The following is a 15,618-nucleotide window of genomic DNA, read 5'->3' as shown; positions in this document are numbered from 1 at the left end:
TTATCTCAGCTTTAAGGTGGCTAGGCCAACCAGCACAAAAATGATCGACAAGATCCAAAACCGCACAATAACCCGCGGTTCTGGCCAGCCTTTTAGTTCGTAATGATGATGAATAGGTGCCATTCGGAAAATGCGCTGACCACGTAGCTTATAAGAGCCTACTTGCAAAATGACCGAGACCGTTTCCATAACAAAGATGCCGCCCATAATAAACAGCACGATTTCTTGTCTTACTAAAATGGCAATGACACCTAGCACGGCACCTAAAGCTAATGAACCCACATCACCCATAAATACTTGGGCTGGATAGGTGTTAAACCACAAAAAGCCTAAACCAGCGCCGACCAAGGAGGCACAAACCACCACCAGTTCGCTGGCGTGAGGCAAATAAGGGATATGCAAATAACTAGAAAAATTAACGTTGCCACTTAAGTACGCAATAATGGCAAATGCGGCAGCTACCATAATGGTTGGCACAATGGCTAAGCCGTCTAGGCCGTCAGTAAGATTTACGGCATTGCTAGTACCAACAATAACAAAATAGCTTAGCGCTAAAAACAATAAGCCTAACTGCGGCATAACGTCTTTAACAAAAGGCACTAATAATGCGGTTTCGGCTGGACGTTCGGCGGTAAAATACAAAAACGCAGCCACCGCAATAGCAAATAAGGATTGCCAAAAATACTTCCAGCGCGCAATTAGGCCTTTAGGGTCTTTACGCACCACTTTGCGATAGTCGTCGACAAAGCCAATCCAGCCAAAGCTGACTAAAACAAAAAGTACTACCCAGACATATTTATTTTCTAAATTAGCCCATAGTAAGGTACTTATTAACACCGCGCCCAAAATTAGCAAGCCGCCCATCGTAGGCGTGCCTTTTTTCGAGAAATGACTTTCTGGGCCGTCACCACGCACAACCTGACCAATTTGCATGCGTTGTAAGCGGGCAATGAGTTTAGGCCCTAAATATAAACTTAAAAATAACGAGGTTAAAATACCCAAAATGGCGCGAAACGTTAGATAACTAAACACGTTAAACGCATTAAAATACTGGGTTAAGTACTCGGCTAACCAAACTAGCATGGGTGACTCTCCTGCTGACATCTTTCTAGCAAGTCTTGTACGACTAATTCCATTTTCGCACTACGCGAGCCTTTCACTAGCAGGGTGACTTCCTGTTGTTCTAATACTATTGGCATTAAGCGCTGAATAAGCGCTTGGCGCGAACTAAAATGAGCGCCTTGTCCAGCAAACAAATCGCTGGCGCTCTGTGATAACACGCCAAGGGTGAACAACAGATTAACACCTGCTTTTTGTGCGTATAAACCTATCTCTTCATGGTATAAACGGGCGTCAGTACCCAATTCCGCCATGTCGCCTAGCACTAATATGCGATAGCCAACAAACGCCGTTAACAAATCAATCGCGGCCTTAACTGACTCAACATTGGCATTGTAGGTATCGTCAATCAGACGTAATTGCGGTGACAGCATGTTAATATTGGCACGGCCTTTAACGGCGGGCATTTGCGCTAAACCTAATTGCACGTCGAGTAAGCTTGCGCCAACAGCAATGCTCGCGGCGGCAGCAGCTAAGGCATTAGAAACATTATGCTTACCAGGCAGTGTTAACTGTACAAACTGCTTACCTTGTGGGCAAACCAATTCAAAACCGGCACAACCGTGGTCGTCTAGAACTATTGCCTGTGCGCAGTAATCCGTCGTTTTAGTGGCAGAAAACTGCACTACCTGCTTACCGGCTAAACGCTGTAGCCAATAATCGCAATACTGGCTGTCGGCTGGAATAATGGCTAAACCTTGCTCAGTAATAGCATTAAAAATTTCACCTTTTGCCCGCGCCACCCCATCTACGTCGCCAAAACCCTCTAGGTGCGAAGCGGCAACGTTGGTAATAATGGCAACATCGGGTTTTGCCAGCGCAGTGGTATAGGCTATTTCACCTTGATGATTAGCACCCAGTTCAAGCACGGCATAGTCATGCTTTTCGCTAAGACGCAACATAGTAAGCGGTACGCCAATATCATTATTAAAATTGCCCTGCGTAGCTAACACACGGCCACGTCGGCTTAAGATAGCCGCGATCATTTCTTTGACTGTAGTTTTACCCGCACTGCCAGTTACTGCTACCGTTTTTACCGCTAAGCGGGCTTTTACCGCAGCCGCTAACTGGCCTAATGCCAGATGAGTGTCGTGCACAATAATTTGTGGAATATCGACATTTACCGCTTGCTCTACAACAACCGCTGCCGCACCTTTAGCCTTTACCTCTGCAATAAATGCTGACCCATCAAAATTAGGGCCTTTTAAGGCGATAAACAAATCGTCGTTCGCAATAGTTCGGCTGTCTGTACTGACATTTAAAATACTGACGTTGTGGCCGACTAAGCTACCATCGAGCATTAACGCAATTTCTGCACAATTTAATTTTATCATGCTGGCATCTCCGCAATAAGCTGGCGAAGATAAGCACGTTCATCATATTGCCGCTGCTCAGTACCAATAATTTGAATAGTTTCATGCCCTTTACCAGCGATAAGCACGATGTCATGTGCTTGTGCGCTGATCAGCGCTAGCTTAATGGCACTTTGTCGATCAGGCTCAATGGTATAGCTGCCGTCAGGGCTCATACCTGCGGCAATATCTTCGCAAATAGCAACAACATCTTCGCTGCGCGGATTATCAGCAGTAACAATTACATGGTCGGCATAAAGCTCGGCAATTTGGCCCATTATTGGCCGTTTGCCGCGGTCACGGTCACCACCGCAGCCAAACACACACCATAAGCGGCCTTTACAATGTAAACGTAATGACTGTAGCGCTTGCTGTAATGCATCTGGGGTATGAGCGTAATCGACAACGGCGGTAAAATTTTGTGGAAACTTAAACTGTTCCATTCTGCCTGGCACCGGTTGTAGCTGGCTGCAAGCAGTAATAATTGCAGCGAAGTCATAGCCAAGCACCAATAAACTCGCTATTGCAGCCAGTGTATTTTGAATATTAAATTCGCCTAACAGCGGTAAATAAAACCGTTGTTCAGATAAGTGGCTGCTTAGTTTAAGCTGATAACCTTCGGTGGTCACAACAACGTTAGAATAACCAAGATACTGGCTAAAACCGGCACAGTCTTCAGCTTTACCATAAGCAAATACCGGAACTTGGCTTTGCGCGGCCAGCTTACGGCCAAATTCATCAGATACATTAATTACCGCAGCACGGCTTAACTGTGGCGTAAATAACGTCGCTTTTGCTGCGGCGTATTCGGCCATAGAGCCGTGATAATCTAGATGATCGCGGGTTAGGTTAGTAAAAACCGAGACATCAAACAATAAACCCGCAACCCGATGCTGCGCTAACGCATGCGACGACACTTCCATAGCAACTAACTTGGCATTATTAACCACGCTAAGTGATAAAATACGTTGTATATCAACATAATGCGGTGTGGTATTTGGCAACGGCGTTAGGTTGCTGCACGAACCATAGCCTAGCGTGCCAATAACTGCAGCGGGCAGAGCTAATTGCTCAGCTAAACGACTAATAAAAAATGCCGTGCTGGATTTACCATTAGTGCCGGTTATACCAACTAATTGCAGTTGTCGCGCCGGTTGCTGATAAAAATTTGCGGCCAGTGCCGGCAGTAGTTGCACCAGTTCTGGCAATACCACCACACGTTTGTCGTTGTAGCTACCTTCGTTGGTTAGCACCAAACCCGCGCCTTGCGCTAAAGCTTGGCTAATAAACTGTTTACCATGTTGTTGCACACCAGGAATAGCTAAAAATACGTCATTAACGCCAACGTTACGGCTATCTAGCTGTAACTGCTCTAGCTCAACATCTGGTACATCATTGGCATACAAGGCCAACCACTGCTTAGAATTAACCGGCATTGCTACCCCCTGTTATTGCAGAAAGCTTGGGTTGGTTTAGTGCATCTGGTGTTAAATTTAACAGCTGCATACTTGCACCCATGATATTGGCAAAAACCGGCGCCGCTATTTCACCACCGTGATAAAAATCACCTGCGGGCTCATTAATAACCACGACACAAGCTAAGCGAGGATTAGACACAGGGCCGACACCGGCGAACGAGGCGATATAATCTTCGCCATAACCACCAGCGATGGCTTTACGCGCGGTACCTGTTTTGCCACCCACGCGATAACCTTTAACCTGAGCTCGGGTGGCAGTACCACCGGGCATAATATTCGCTTCCATCATTTCCAACATCGCGGCCGCATTTCTGCTATCTAGCACTTGCTCACCCGGCTGCTGATTTTCACTTTTCAAAATAGTCAGCGGACGACTAATACCACCATTGGCCATAGTGGCATAAGCTCTGGCTAACTGTGCTGCAGTAACTGACAAACCATAGCCAAAGGCTAAAGTAGCACGTTCAAAATCCGACCAACGCCGACGATGGCTTAACATGCCACTACTTTCGCCATTTAAGCCAAGGCCGGTATCAATACCCAACCCCATATTGCTATACAAACCAAGTACGTGCTCATGCGGCATAGACAGCACTAGCTTGCTTACACCCACGTTGCTCGATTTTTGAATAATGCCGGTTAGGCTAAGTGTTTTATAGTTATTAGCATCACGCACCCAGCTGCCGCCAATGCGCATATAACCTGGGCTGGTATCAACAGTAGCGCCTAGCTTAGTCGCACCAAACTCAAGCGCACTTAATACCGCTAGAGGCTTCATGGTTGAACCGGGTTCAAAGGTGTCAGTAATGGCGCGATTGCGAAACAAATAGGCCGGAGCATTACCACGATTATTGGGATTAAATGATGGGCTGTTAACCATGGCAAGCACTTCGCCAGTTTGCACATCCACCACAATAGCTGAGCCTGAGGTAGCGCCATGTGATAACACCGCTTTTTTTAGTTCGCGGTAAGTAACAGTTTGAATACGCTGATCAATACTAAGATGCAAATTACCCGGCTGCTGCGCCTTGGCTCGCTCTATTACTTCTATTTCACGACCTTTGGCATCTTTACGAAATACTTTACGTCCAGCAGCGCCCGTTAAAAACTCGTCGTAACGTTTTTCTATGCCTTCAACGCCAATATCATCAACGTTGGTAAAGCCAATTAGCTGAGCAGTAACTTCACCCGCAGGGTAATAGCGACGCGACTCTTGGCGAAAATAAATGCCCGGCACTTTTAGCTTTTTAACGTAATCGACTACGGCAGGATTAACCTGACGCTGTAAATAAACAAACCGCCGCTGCGGGTTGTCGCCAATTTTAGTTAGTAGCTGTGCTGAACTCATTTGTAAAATGTCAGCCAGTGCGTGCCAGCGCCGCTCGTCAGCTGAAGCATGACGCTCGATGACTACTTTGGGGTCGGCCCAAATAGCCTCAACCGGTATGCTCATCGCCAGCTCTTCGCCGTTGCGATCAAAGATCATACCGCGTAATACCGTGTCAGCCTCAACCCTTAGGCTGCGCATATCACCTTGGCTTACTAACATTTCTGGTTCAACCACTTGTAACCAAGCGGCACGCACTACTAAAGCGCTAAACACACCGGCCAAGGTCATTAAAACAAAAGCAAAACGCCAGCCAAGTACCGATGGTACCGAACGACCTTTAGCTTGAGACATCTTCTTAGCCCGACTCATGGCACAGTTACCGCAATATCTTGCGCGCCGGCAGGGCGATGCATATTTAAGCGATTACGAGCGATATCTTCAACCCGGCTATGTTCCGACAACGCACGCTGTTCCAACACTAAATTACGCCATTCGATATCCAGCTGGTCGCGCTGCTGATAAAGGTCATCTTGGGCAATAGTTAACTGACGATTGAGGTGGGCAAAATGCACTACAACTAACGCCGAAATTATGCAGGCCAATAACAACAAAACCAGCTTCTTTTGCTGGTGCCAGTCGTTAACAATAAGCCAATGCAATTTAATATTAGTCATGCGTTTGCTTCTGTGCGATACGAAGCACGGCACTGCGCGCTCGCGGGTTTAACTCTAGCTCTTGCTCAGAAGGCATTATGGCTTTGCCAACTAAGGTTAGCTCGGTGCGCTGATTCATTTGCGCTGCAGTTAGCGGAATGCCGCGCGGTATTGGCTCACCTTTAGCAAAGCGACGCATAAACTGCTTTACTAGGCGGTCTTCTAACGAGTGAAAACTAATAACGACTAAGCGGCCGCCAGGTTTTAATACCTGCATAGCCGCATGCAATGCCTGATTAACCTGCTCCAGCTCGCTGTTAATATAAATACGAATGGCTTGAAAGCTGCGGGTTGCAGGGTGTTTTTTCTCTTTATTGCTTTTTGGCACGCTGTCGCTAATTAATTTAGCTAACTGTGCAGTGCGGGTAATAGCGGCTTCACTACGCGCGGCAACGATGGCTTGCGCAATACGCCAAGCAAATTTTTCTTCGCCATATTCCCGTAACACAAAGCTAATATCTTCTACGTCAGCCTGCGCTAACCAATTAGCCGCACTAATACCAGAACTTGGGTCCATACGCATATCTAATGGGCCATCACGCATAAAGCTAAAACCGCGGTCGGCATCGTCTAGCTGTGGTGAAGACACACCAAGATCAAGCAAAATACCATCTATAGCGCCAACAATGCTTAACTGTTCGGCAATAGTTGCTAAAGCAGCAAACGGGCTATGGGTTATATGAAAACGTGGGTCAGCGGTTAGCTGCTCAGCCGAGGCTATTGCAGTAGGGTCGCGATCTATAGCGAACAAGCGGCCGTTTGGCCCTAACTTAGCTAAAATTGCGCGGCTATGCCCACCACGACCGAAGGTGCCATCAAGGTAGCAACCATCGTTTTTCAGTGCTAAGCCGTCTATTGCTTCTTGCAATAATACGGAAATGTGGGCTGATGCATTCATTCTACAGTGCAAAGTCCTGTAATCTTTCTGACAATTCAACCTCACCCGCTTGAGCCTGCTCTAGTGCAATATCAGCAGCTAGACGGTCATGCCAGGCAGTTTCATCCCAGATTTCAAATTTATTGAGTTGACCAACTAGACGGATATTTTTGCTTAAACCGGCATGCTCACGTAGTGATGCCGGCACTAAAATACGGCCATTTTTATCCATTTCACAGTCGGTCGCATTACCCAACAATACGCGCTGTAAGCGGCGTTCTTGCGGGTTTAAGCTAGACAAGCGTTTTAGCTTTTCTTCAATTTCTTCCCACTCGGCAAGCGGGTACAATAGTAAGCAGGGGTCATGTAAATCTATGGTACAAATGAGGTGGCCCTTTGCATCAGACAGCAGAAAATCGCGGTAGCGCGTAGGTATCGCTAACCGTCCTTTCTCGTCTAATGTCAGTGTAAATGAGCCACGAAACATAAGCTTCCTGTGCAATTATTTATTAATTTTATTTGCGAGTAAGCTTTTTGATCCACTTTTACCCACAAAACCCCACAACAACACAGTTTAGGGTGCAGGTTTGACCATTGTCAAGGTAAAAACAAAGTGATTGATCGATTGTGATCACACTGGATATAAGTGCTACAGCGAAGATGATGATTTTGGTCAGAAAAATAAAATATAGTGAAAAATCTATAGCGGCATCGCCCATCAATACAAGCTGGCGACTAAATTGATGTTTTTTACCGCGTTGCTTGCTAATTTAGAATAAATTATTCAATACTTAGTCACATAGTTAATAACAAATTCCTAAAAATCAGACGTGGTATAAAACTGCGCAAGAGGATAACAACTTTATGATGTGTTTACTTAAGATCCGCGGCATGCTTGAACAGATGTCAGTGATCGAACGCAAACTAGCAGATTTTATTCTCGATAATGCGAATTTGTTACGTGACTATTCATCGCAACAGTTAGCAGATGCCGTAGGTACTAGTCAGTCTAGCGTGGTTAAGTTTTGTCAGAAGTTAGGCTATAAAGGTTATCCTGATTTAAAACTCGCTGTCAGTGAAGCGGTAATAACCGCCTCAACGTTAAACCGTGACAGCCCAGAATTAAACCCAGTACAAAGTGATTTGTTTACCTTAGTGGAGCAGTTGCAGTTTAGTTTGCACAGCCATTTACGCGGTATTTTAGACGTTAATGACGAAAAGCTATTATTAGATGCCGCCAACAGCGTAAACCAGGCCGATAAAATACTTATTTCAGGGTTTGGCGCGTCAAACATTGTGGCGCAAGATCTACAATTTCGCTTATTACAGTTAGGTAAATTAGCCATACTGCATAGCGACCCCAGTTTAGTTGTGCAAATGGCTAGTACTCTTAATAGCAACAGTGTGATGTTACTGATATCAGAATCAGGGCAAGAACCCGATTTACTTAAACTAGCGCGTTACGCCACACATAAAAATATTCCGCTCATTAGCTTAACCAGTTATAAAACTAACGCGTTAAGTATGGCAGCAACTACAGCGTTATATGCGCTAAGCGGCGACGAGAATGAACGGATTAATCCTATACTTGTGCAGCTAGCGCAACAACATCTGTGCCATATTTTGTATTTACTATTATGCCAACGTCACAATGTTGAGCATCAGCTAAAAACCCCCGCCGAGATAGATGATTTACTCTAGCGGCCTTTCGCCGCTAGCTTAAGTTAGTGGTTAGGTAACAGCTCTAAATTTTCGATTGCGGTAATACCCAAACCCGGCGCATCACCAATAGTAATATCAGCATCATTAAATTTCACACTGCTAGTTACCGGGTCAAACAACGATAACGATGGCCCGTCTAGGTCAATTTTAGTGATGATATCAGACTTAGCCACAGCCACGTGTACTGCTGCAGCCACGCTAATACTACCTTCAAGCATACAGCCAATCATGCATTGCATATCGTAGAACGAGCAAATGTCGGCGATTTTAATGGCATTGGCAATGCCGCCCGTTTTCATCAACTTAATGTTGATGATGTCAGCCGCGCGCATTTTAATTAGGTCAATAACCTCGCGGGGGCCAAAACTGCTTTCATCCGCCATAACCGGTGTATGCACACGTTCGGTAATAAATTTTAGCCCCTCTAAATCATAGGCTTTTACCGGTTGCTCAACTAATTCTAAACGAACACCCGCATCTTCAAGCTTATGTAGCGCGTATACCGCTTCTTTAGCTGTCCAGCCTTGGTTGGCATCTAAACGAATTAATGCTTTGCCTTCAACCGCAGCATAAATGGCTTTAACTCGTTCAATATCAACACCAATATCTTTGCCCACTTTGACTTTAAGCGTTTCAAAGCCGCGCTCAATTGCATCTAATGAGTCAGCGACCATTTTGTCGATGTAATCAACACTGATCGTAATGTCGGTGGTAATTTTTGGCACACCGCCACCCAACACTTTATATAACGGCGCCTTAAACATCTGGGCGAATAAGTCATAAACAGCTATTTCTACTGCAGCTTTAGCGCTGAAGTTTTTCATTATGCAATTTTGTATCAGCCGGACTATATGGTTCAAATCGGCAATATCTTGCCCAATGAGTTTTGGCTTAATTACGGTACGAATTGCCGCAATAATAGAGCCATGAATATCGCCGGTAATTACCGCTGTAGCAGGCGCTGCACCATAGCCAACGTGGCCAGTGTCGGTTTCTACCATAACCACAATATCTTCAATGGTGTTTACCGTACGCAGCGCTGTTTTAAAGGGTGTTTTTAAAGGTACACGCAGCATACCTAATCTAATATCTGTTATTTTCATTATTGCCCTTATTAACGCAGTGATTTAACAGCATAGAGCGCATCTAAATAAGACTGCTCGACATTGGCATTAAGTGGTAATAGCGGCGTAACGACTACGCCGTTAAGTGTGCCTTGATATAGCTCGCCATTTTGTTGCGGATAAATAAGTGTATTAACATCGTGGATCATAAACGGTTGTGTACCCAGCATGCCTAAATACAATGACACATGCCCTGGGAAATACAGTAAGTCGCCTGGCTGCGCTTTGCTTATAGCGCTTAGCTTATCCTCAGCACTACTGGCGTTAGTAAAACGAGTGTTCTCAGCATATTGACCATTGCCTTGTTGTCCTGAATTTCGTGGCATTAAAAAACCAAAACTACGGAAAATTTCAGAAGTAAAACCGGTGCAGTCACGACCATTATAATCGTGGCCCCAACCATAGCGTTCGCCAAGAAACTTAAACGCCTGGCCAATAATATTATTAGCGGTAAACGGCAAATAGCCCTGATGTACATCAGCACTTAATGGCAACAATGCACTGGTAAAGCTTAAATTGCCATTGGCATCACGTAGCGGTAATTGCACAATGTAGCTCGCCGCGGGGTTTTGTCCGTGCACAATAAAGCCGACATCCGCTGCGCTTTGCAGGGGCAACCTAATACCCATGTCTAACTGCAATTCAGACACTGCCGCTATTTCTGGGTTAAACGCAGTGCGTACAGTTGCGCCGGTTACTACGACAAAGGGTTGCTGCTCAGCATAAGCTAGCACCTGCTGTTTGCTACCCATAGCAACATCAGCCGTTTTTACCCAGCCGGTATAGTTAAAGCTTTGCACTAACAGCCATTTTTTGTCAGCACTAGTGTGCAAAACCGCCACGGCATCAGTTGGAAATAATGCCGTTTCAGAGAAGCGGTCTAAGTCTTTGTTTGCTTCTGCATTAAATACTCGATCATCGGTTGGAAAACTACGTAATGCAGTGCGCTTTACCACTAAACCGAACCGCACAGTATTCTGTGGTTTAAGTTGCGGTAACGCTAATAACTGCTGATAGGCTGCCCAATGCATTGCGCTTAGCTTAATACCATTGGCATAAAACCTCGCATCAGTAGCGACCTTGCTTACCCGATTAATAATCTGCGCCAATTCGGCGTCAGTGAACTGCGCTGGCAAATCTTGCAACAATTGCATTTCACTTTGTAACGCAAAGGTTTGTTGATTTCGCCCCATAATCTGCTCAGGTGTCAGTATCACAACATCGGCATTATTTAATTTTGCCTGCCAAAACTGGGGTTTTAAATGTTCAACTTGCAGCAAAGGTACGTCAGAGCTGAAAGCGTTAGCTGATATTGAAGTAAGCGCAAATATCCACCCCATACAGACTAAGCTCACTATTTTCTTCATATTTACTTCCTCTGCCACAGATTCATTTGACGAATTTCTTTTTGGCTATTAGCGTCAATTTAACGTTAAGGAATGAAATATTCCAATATATTTAAAAATTAAGCATAAATTATTTTCAAAAGGAAAGAAATGTTGCTATGTTCATTTTGTGCAGAAAATAAACATTATGCATTTTAGCTAAAACGGGCGTGCAGACCCGGGTAACGAATAGCAATAAAAATAACGCAACTCCCAGGAGAAATAACGATGAAGTTGAATAAACTCATTCAAGCCCTTGCCCTAGCAGGCTTGAGCACACAAGTGTTTGCCCAGGATGCCGCTCAGCAAGATGCAGCAACTGACCCTAATGCCAAAGTTGAACGAATTCGCGTAACCGGTTCAAGTATCAAACGTACAACTATCGAAGGTGACTTGCCAATAACGGTATTTAGCAGAGCTGATATCAATGCGGCAGGTATTACCTCAGCAGAGCAATTATTATTACAAATGAATATTGCTGGTAACTCGTCAGATAACTTAGCCAGTAATGGCGGTATCGTAAATGAGGATCAACGCGGTAATAATGGCGTGTCTGGCGCTAACTTGCGCGGTCAGGGTTCAGATGCAACATTAGTTTTACTAAATGGTCGCAGGGTCGCAACCCATGGCCTAAAAGGCCGTGCAGTAGATTTAAACTCAATTCCTTTTGCTGCATTGGAACGCGTGGAAGTGCTGCGTGACGGCGCTTCTGCCGTATATGGTACCGATGCTATTGGCGGCGTAATTAACTTTATTACCAAAAGTGATTACACCGGTGCTGAAGCCTCAGCCTTTGTTGACCATACCGAAGCCGGTGGCGGTAATATCTATCGTACTAATATTTTATTTGGTACGGGCGACATTAATAAAGATGGCTGGAACGTATTTGGTACCGTGTCATACAAGAAAAATGAAGTGCTTGGCGGTGACGACCGTAAGTTCTCTAGCTCGTTTCAAGCCGATCGGGGTTTATCACCAGATAGCCGAGGCACGCCATTTGCAACCGTATTTAACCGTGGCGCTGCCGATGCAAATTTAATTGGCACCGGTTTACTTGACCCGTTAGATGGCAAATCTATGACGGCGATTAATATCTTAGATTTACCCGGTGGCGCAGGTTGTGCGTCAGGTGGTGACTTGATGGGGCCTTACGATGAGAAGCTTTGGAATTCAACCTCATCACGTTACGCCTGTGCCTATGACTATCCGGCAGCGGCACGTATTCAGCAACCACAGGAAAGTGTAGACTTTATTGGCCGTGCCAGCTTTAAACTGGCCGAAGATCACATGGCAACACTTGAATTTGTTGCATCACAAATTGACGTAAGTAAAGCGTTTGAGCCAAATCAAATTTCTCCAGGCTCTACTTTTACGCCTGAGACCTGGTACCCAAGCACCGGCGCATCCTACGATGCCGTTTATAATGCATTAGCCGATTATTTTGGCGCCGCTCAACTGAACTATGGCGAGCGTATTGCCTATCGTTGGCGCTGTGTAGCCTGCGGCCCGCGTGAAATTGATACCACAACTAAATCATACCGTTTATTAGCCGCTTTTGAAGGTGTAATAGCTGACTGGGATTACAACGTGGGTGTGTCACGTGCGTCTAGTGAATCAAGCTCGACATTAGGTTCAGGTTTCCATTACACCGCTGAGTTAAAAGACGTTCTGGGTAGTGGTTTAATCAATCCATTTTTACTGCCCGGCCAAAGTCAAACCACAGAGGGCATGGCCGCACTAAACGCCGCGTCAGCTAGTGGCGTTGAGCTGTATGGTGGCGAGTCAATTATGACGCAAATTGACGCAACATTTTCTGGCGAGGTAGGTTTTGATTTGCCTGGTGGCACTATTATGATGGCCACCGGTGTTGATTTACGTCGTGAAGAGTTTAAATTTAATGGTGATGAGCGTGCAGAAATGCGGCCGATATTTAACGCGCCATTTGATAATGCCAACGTGTTAGATAAAGTAAGCCGCGACATTAAAGCAGTATTTGCTGAGGTGTATTTACCGGTACTGGATAACTTAGATATCACACTTGCTGCTCGTTATGACAAATACGATGGCTTTGGTAGTACGACCAACCCGAAAGTATCATTTAGTTATCGACCAATCGAAGAGCTGATGTTCCGCGGTGCATACAGCACCGGCTTTAAAGTACCCTCGTTCAACCAATTGTTTAACGGCGTAACCGAGTCACAATATACTGGCCTTGATCTAGCCGACCCAGCAACCTGCCCTGGTGGCATAGCAAATGAAAATATCGTCGGCTGTGAAAGTATTCGCCCTGACGAAATTTTTGGTGGTAAAGAAAACTTATTACCAGAAGAATCTAAGCAAAAGAGCTTGGGTTTTGTTGTCGTACCAGTTGATTACTTCAACATGAGCGTCGACTGGTGGGAAATTGAACGTACCGACACTATTCGTTCGGCACCACGTGATGTACTTATCGAAAATTACAGCCAGTTTACCGCTAACTGGATCCGTAACGCACAAGGTGAAGTTATCGCCATTGACCGTCGTTATGTTAACTCGGGCGGCACCTTAACCCGCGGTATTGAGCTTGATGCCAACTTAACTGGTGAACTCGCTGGTGGTATGTGGCGCGTTAATTTAAACGGTAGCTATATTGATACCTTTAAATCTAAAGGCCTTGAAAGCTTGCCATATAGCGAAAATTTAGTGGGTGAGTATGTGCGTTATTACAACCTACCGATTAAATGGAAGCACACACTTAATTTAAGTTACGTACATGGCGATTGGAGCCACAGCTTTACGCAAATGTATCGCGATGGTTATAAAGACGAACTACCGGTAAGTATGGCCAATGGCAGTTATACCCCAGCTAATTGGAACCCGAACGTTGATAGCTATGTTACTTATAACTATAGCGTTACCTATAAGGGTGTAGATGATTTAAGTCTGACCTTTGGCATCAAAAACCTATTTGACCAAGACCCACCATTTACTGCGCATCAGGGCGACTTTGCTGCCGGTGCTGGTTGGGAAACGCGTATCGCCGACCCTCGTGGCCGCGCTTACACGCTACTAGTCGAATATAAGTTTATGTAGTTAATTAATTTACCACCGTCTACTCCTGGTGATGCTTAGCCCACTTTATTGTGGGCTTTTTTTCACCAATAAAAAAACCGCAGCGGGTTAAAGCTGCGGTTTTCTATTTTATTAGATGTGAGCCAGCCATTAAGCCGGGTTCTGTGCTCTGTTGCCAGAGTAGCAATCATTCCTCTAGGACTTAGGTCGCCCTAAGCCTCAAGCAATCTACCCGCTCTCAACGCGGGCCGCGCCAAAGAGAGCCTATTTGATCTTGCTCCGAGTGGAGTTTACCGTGCCACGAACTGTTGCCAGCCGCGCGGTGCGCTCTTACCGCACCCTTTCACCCTTACCTGATCCTAACCTTTGCTAGCAAAGGCTAAGCCATCGGCGGTATACTCTCTGTTGCACTAGTCGTAGGCTCGCGCCCCCCAGGCGTTACCTGGCACTCTGCCCTATGGAGCCCGGACTTTCCTCCCCTTGCTTACGCAAGCAGCGATTGCCTTGGCCAACTCACGGCGCGATTATACGCTATTTATTCGCTTTCACCAGCCCATTGCAGTGCCAATTTATACAAGGCATTTTTCTTCTCGCCATGTATTTCTGCGGCTAGGGCTGCCGCCTTTTTCACTGGTAGTTCGGCTAAAAGTAATTTCAGTGTCGTTTGCGCGCTGTCACTTATTTCGCTATCCGCTTTGGGTGTAGGTGCGATCATTAACACCATTTCTCCCTGACAACGCTGTGGGTCCTGCTCTAACCAAGCAGTAATTTGTGCCGCAGTACCGTATTCTAAATGCTCAAAGGTTTTAGTTAGCTCTTTTGCTAACACTAGCTCACGTTCTGCACCAAATACCGCCACCACATCTAGTAAAGTATCTTTAATGCGCCGTGCGGTGTCATAACAAATAATAGTGCCAACGCCATTGGGTATGTCGGCTAGCTGGTTTTGTCGCTGCTGGCTTTTCGGTAACAGAAAACCAATAAAATGAAATTTGTCAGTCGGTAAACCCGCTGCACATAAGGCGGTAATTAACGCACAAGGCCCAGGAATAGGAATTACCCGCACGCCAGCGTCTCGACACTGCCGAACTAGGCTGTAACCGGGATCACTAATCAGCGGTGTGCCAGCATCAGAGACTAACGCAACATGCTCACCGGCTAAACATTTTTGAATAATGCTGGCCGCGCGCTGTTTTTCATTATGATCATGCAGCGCAATGGTTTTTGCCGAGATCCCTAAATGCTGCAATAACTTGCCGGTATGCCGAGTATCTTCAGCGGCTATCCAATCTACCTGCTGCAAAGTACTAATAGCACGCTGGCTAATATCATCTAAATTGCCAATCGGTGTCGCCACTACATATAAAAAACCGTTATCTTTTGCCATTTTGTGATTAATGTACGCTATTTAATTGAGCTTAACCGGCAGTCTCAGTAAGATAAGACCATTGTTTAGCTATGGTACTG

Annotated in this window: 12 protein-coding genes and 1 other RNA gene; 2 read left to right on the top strand and 11 right to left on the bottom strand. The window is 45.6% G+C overall.

Annotation, left to right across the window (positions count from 1 at the left end):
- The 7 genes from mraY to mraZ are packed head-to-tail and all read right to left on the bottom strand — an operon-like array spanning nucleotide 1 to nucleotide 7,356.
- Complete coding sequence (mraY, locus tag E0Z06_RS02550) at nucleotides 1-1,083, bottom strand: phospho-N-acetylmuramoyl-pentapeptide-transferase (protein WP_132581600.1); 1,083 nt, start codon at nucleotides 1,081-1,083, stop codon at nucleotides 1-3.
- Nucleotides 1,077-2,453, bottom strand: coding sequence for a UDP-N-acetylmuramoyl-tripeptide--D-alanyl-D-alanine ligase (gene murF / locus E0Z06_RS02545; RefSeq protein WP_132581598.1), 1,377 nt, complete (start codon nucleotides 2,451-2,453; stop codon nucleotides 1,077-1,079). The genes mraY and murF overlap by 7 nt, the downstream gene beginning before the upstream one ends.
- Nucleotides 2,450-3,907 (bottom strand): UDP-N-acetylmuramoyl-L-alanyl-D-glutamate--2,6-diaminopimelate ligase, encoded by a 1,458-nt coding sequence (locus E0Z06_RS02540; RefSeq protein ID WP_132581596.1) that lies wholly within the window; start codon nucleotides 3,905-3,907, stop codon nucleotides 2,450-2,452. The genes murF and E0Z06_RS02540 overlap by 4 nt, the downstream gene beginning before the upstream one ends.
- Entirely contained in the window at nucleotides 3,897-5,630 is a 1,734-nt protein-coding gene (locus tag E0Z06_RS02535; protein WP_243695545.1) for a penicillin-binding transpeptidase domain-containing protein, read from the bottom strand. Before E0Z06_RS02535 ends, E0Z06_RS02540 begins: the two co-directional genes overlap by 11 nt.
- Nucleotides 5,631-5,644: 14 nt before the next feature.
- Entirely contained in the window at nucleotides 5,645-5,953 is a 309-nt protein-coding gene (ftsL, locus tag E0Z06_RS02530; protein WP_132581592.1) for a cell division protein FtsL, read from the bottom strand.
- A complete protein-coding gene (rsmH, locus tag E0Z06_RS02525) occupies nucleotides 5,946-6,890 on the bottom strand; it encodes a 16S rRNA (cytosine(1402)-N(4))-methyltransferase RsmH (RefSeq protein WP_132581590.1) in 945 nt (314 codons plus the stop codon). Before rsmH ends, ftsL begins: the two co-directional genes overlap by 8 nt.
- A 1-nt stretch (nucleotide 6,891) precedes the next feature.
- Nucleotides 6,892-7,356 carry a division/cell wall cluster transcriptional repressor MraZ gene (gene mraZ / locus E0Z06_RS02520; RefSeq protein ID WP_132581588.1) on the bottom strand — a complete coding sequence of 155 codons (465 nt, stop codon included), beginning with the start codon at nucleotides 7,354-7,356 and terminating at the stop codon, nucleotides 6,892-6,894.
- Between the two features lie 377 nt (nucleotides 7,357-7,733).
- Between mraZ and E0Z06_RS02515 the strand changes: the two genes are divergently transcribed.
- Entirely contained in the window at nucleotides 7,734-8,570 is an 837-nt protein-coding gene (locus E0Z06_RS02515) for a MurR/RpiR family transcriptional regulator (RefSeq protein WP_132581586.1), read from the top strand.
- A 23-nt stretch (nucleotides 8,571-8,593) separates the two neighbouring features.
- Here E0Z06_RS02515 and E0Z06_RS02510 read toward each other — a convergent pair whose 3' ends face one another.
- Nucleotides 8,594-9,694, bottom strand: coding sequence for a dipeptide epimerase (locus E0Z06_RS02510; RefSeq protein WP_132581584.1), 1,101 nt, complete (start codon nucleotides 9,692-9,694; stop codon nucleotides 8,594-8,596).
- A gap of 11 nt (nucleotides 9,695-9,705) precedes the next feature.
- Complete coding sequence (locus tag E0Z06_RS02505; RefSeq protein ID WP_132581582.1) at nucleotides 9,706-11,082, bottom strand: SH3 domain-containing protein; 1,377 nt, start codon at nucleotides 11,080-11,082, stop codon at nucleotides 9,706-9,708.
- A 246-nt stretch (nucleotides 11,083-11,328) separates the two neighbouring features.
- Here E0Z06_RS02505 and E0Z06_RS02500 point away from each other — a divergent pair, with 246 nt between their 5' ends.
- Nucleotides 11,329-14,172 carry a TonB-dependent receptor gene (locus E0Z06_RS02500; protein WP_132581580.1) on the top strand — a complete coding sequence of 948 codons (2,844 nt, stop codon included), beginning with the start codon at nucleotides 11,329-11,331 and terminating at the stop codon, nucleotides 14,170-14,172.
- Between the two features lie 114 nt (nucleotides 14,173-14,286).
- Here the strand turns inward: E0Z06_RS02500 and rnpB are convergent.
- Together rnpB and rsmI are read right to left on the bottom strand one after the other, a co-directional pair.
- Nucleotides 14,287-14,667, bottom strand: an RNA gene (rnpB, locus tag E0Z06_RS02495) — RNase P RNA component class A.
- A gap of 19 nt (nucleotides 14,668-14,686) precedes the next feature.
- Nucleotides 14,687-15,538: a 16S rRNA (cytidine(1402)-2'-O)-methyltransferase gene (gene rsmI, locus E0Z06_RS02490; protein ID WP_132581578.1), complete on the bottom strand. Its 852-nt coding sequence runs from the start codon at nucleotides 15,536-15,538 to the stop codon at nucleotides 14,687-14,689.
- Nucleotides 15,539-15,618 lie beyond the last annotated feature (80 nt).

It is taken from the genome of Rheinheimera sp. D18 (assembly GCF_004345025.1).
In the GTDB taxonomy this organism is placed as follows: Bacteria; Pseudomonadota; Gammaproteobacteria; order Enterobacterales; family Alteromonadaceae; genus Alishewanella; species Alishewanella metallidurans.
This window is presented reverse-complemented; position numbering and strand designations above follow the sequence as displayed.

Excerpts from the sequence above, each read along its gene's own strand:
- E0Z06_RS02515 (WP_132581586.1), top strand. The coding sequence starts at position 7,734 with ATGATGTGTTTACTTAAGATCCGCGGCATGCTTGAACAGATGTCAGTG.
- E0Z06_RS02505 (WP_132581582.1), bottom strand. The coding sequence starts at position 11,082 with ATGAAGAAAATAGTGAGCTTAGTCTGTATGGGGTGGATATTTGCGCTT.
- rsmH (WP_132581590.1), bottom strand. The coding sequence starts at position 6,890 with ATGAATGCATCAGCCCACATTTCCGTATTATTGCAAGAAGCAATAGAC.
- E0Z06_RS02535 (WP_243695545.1), bottom strand. The coding sequence starts at position 5,630 with ATGTCTCAAGCTAAAGGTCGTTCGGTACCATCGGTACTTGGCTGGCGT.
- E0Z06_RS02540 (WP_132581596.1), bottom strand. The coding sequence starts at position 3,907 with ATGCCGGTTAATTCTAAGCAGTGGTTGGCCTTGTATGCCAATGATGTA.
- murF (WP_132581598.1), bottom strand. The coding sequence starts at position 2,453 with ATGATAAAATTAAATTGTGCAGAAATTGCGTTAATGCTCGATGGTAGC.
- mraY (WP_132581600.1), bottom strand. The coding sequence starts at position 1,083 with ATGCTAGTTTGGTTAGCCGAGTACTTAACCCAGTATTTTAATGCGTTT.
- rsmI (WP_132581578.1), bottom strand. The coding sequence starts at position 15,538 with ATGGCAAAAGATAACGGTTTTTTATATGTAGTGGCGACACCGATTGGC.
- E0Z06_RS02510 (WP_132581584.1), bottom strand. The coding sequence starts at position 9,694 with ATGAAAATAACAGATATTAGATTAGGTATGCTGCGTGTACCTTTAAAA.
- mraZ (WP_132581588.1), bottom strand. The coding sequence starts at position 7,356 with ATGTTTCGTGGCTCATTTACACTGACATTAGACGAGAAAGGACGGTTA.
- ftsL (WP_132581592.1), bottom strand. The coding sequence starts at position 5,953 with ATGACTAATATTAAATTGCATTGGCTTATTGTTAACGACTGGCACCAG.
- E0Z06_RS02500 (WP_132581580.1), top strand. The coding sequence starts at position 11,329 with ATGAAGTTGAATAAACTCATTCAAGCCCTTGCCCTAGCAGGCTTGAGC.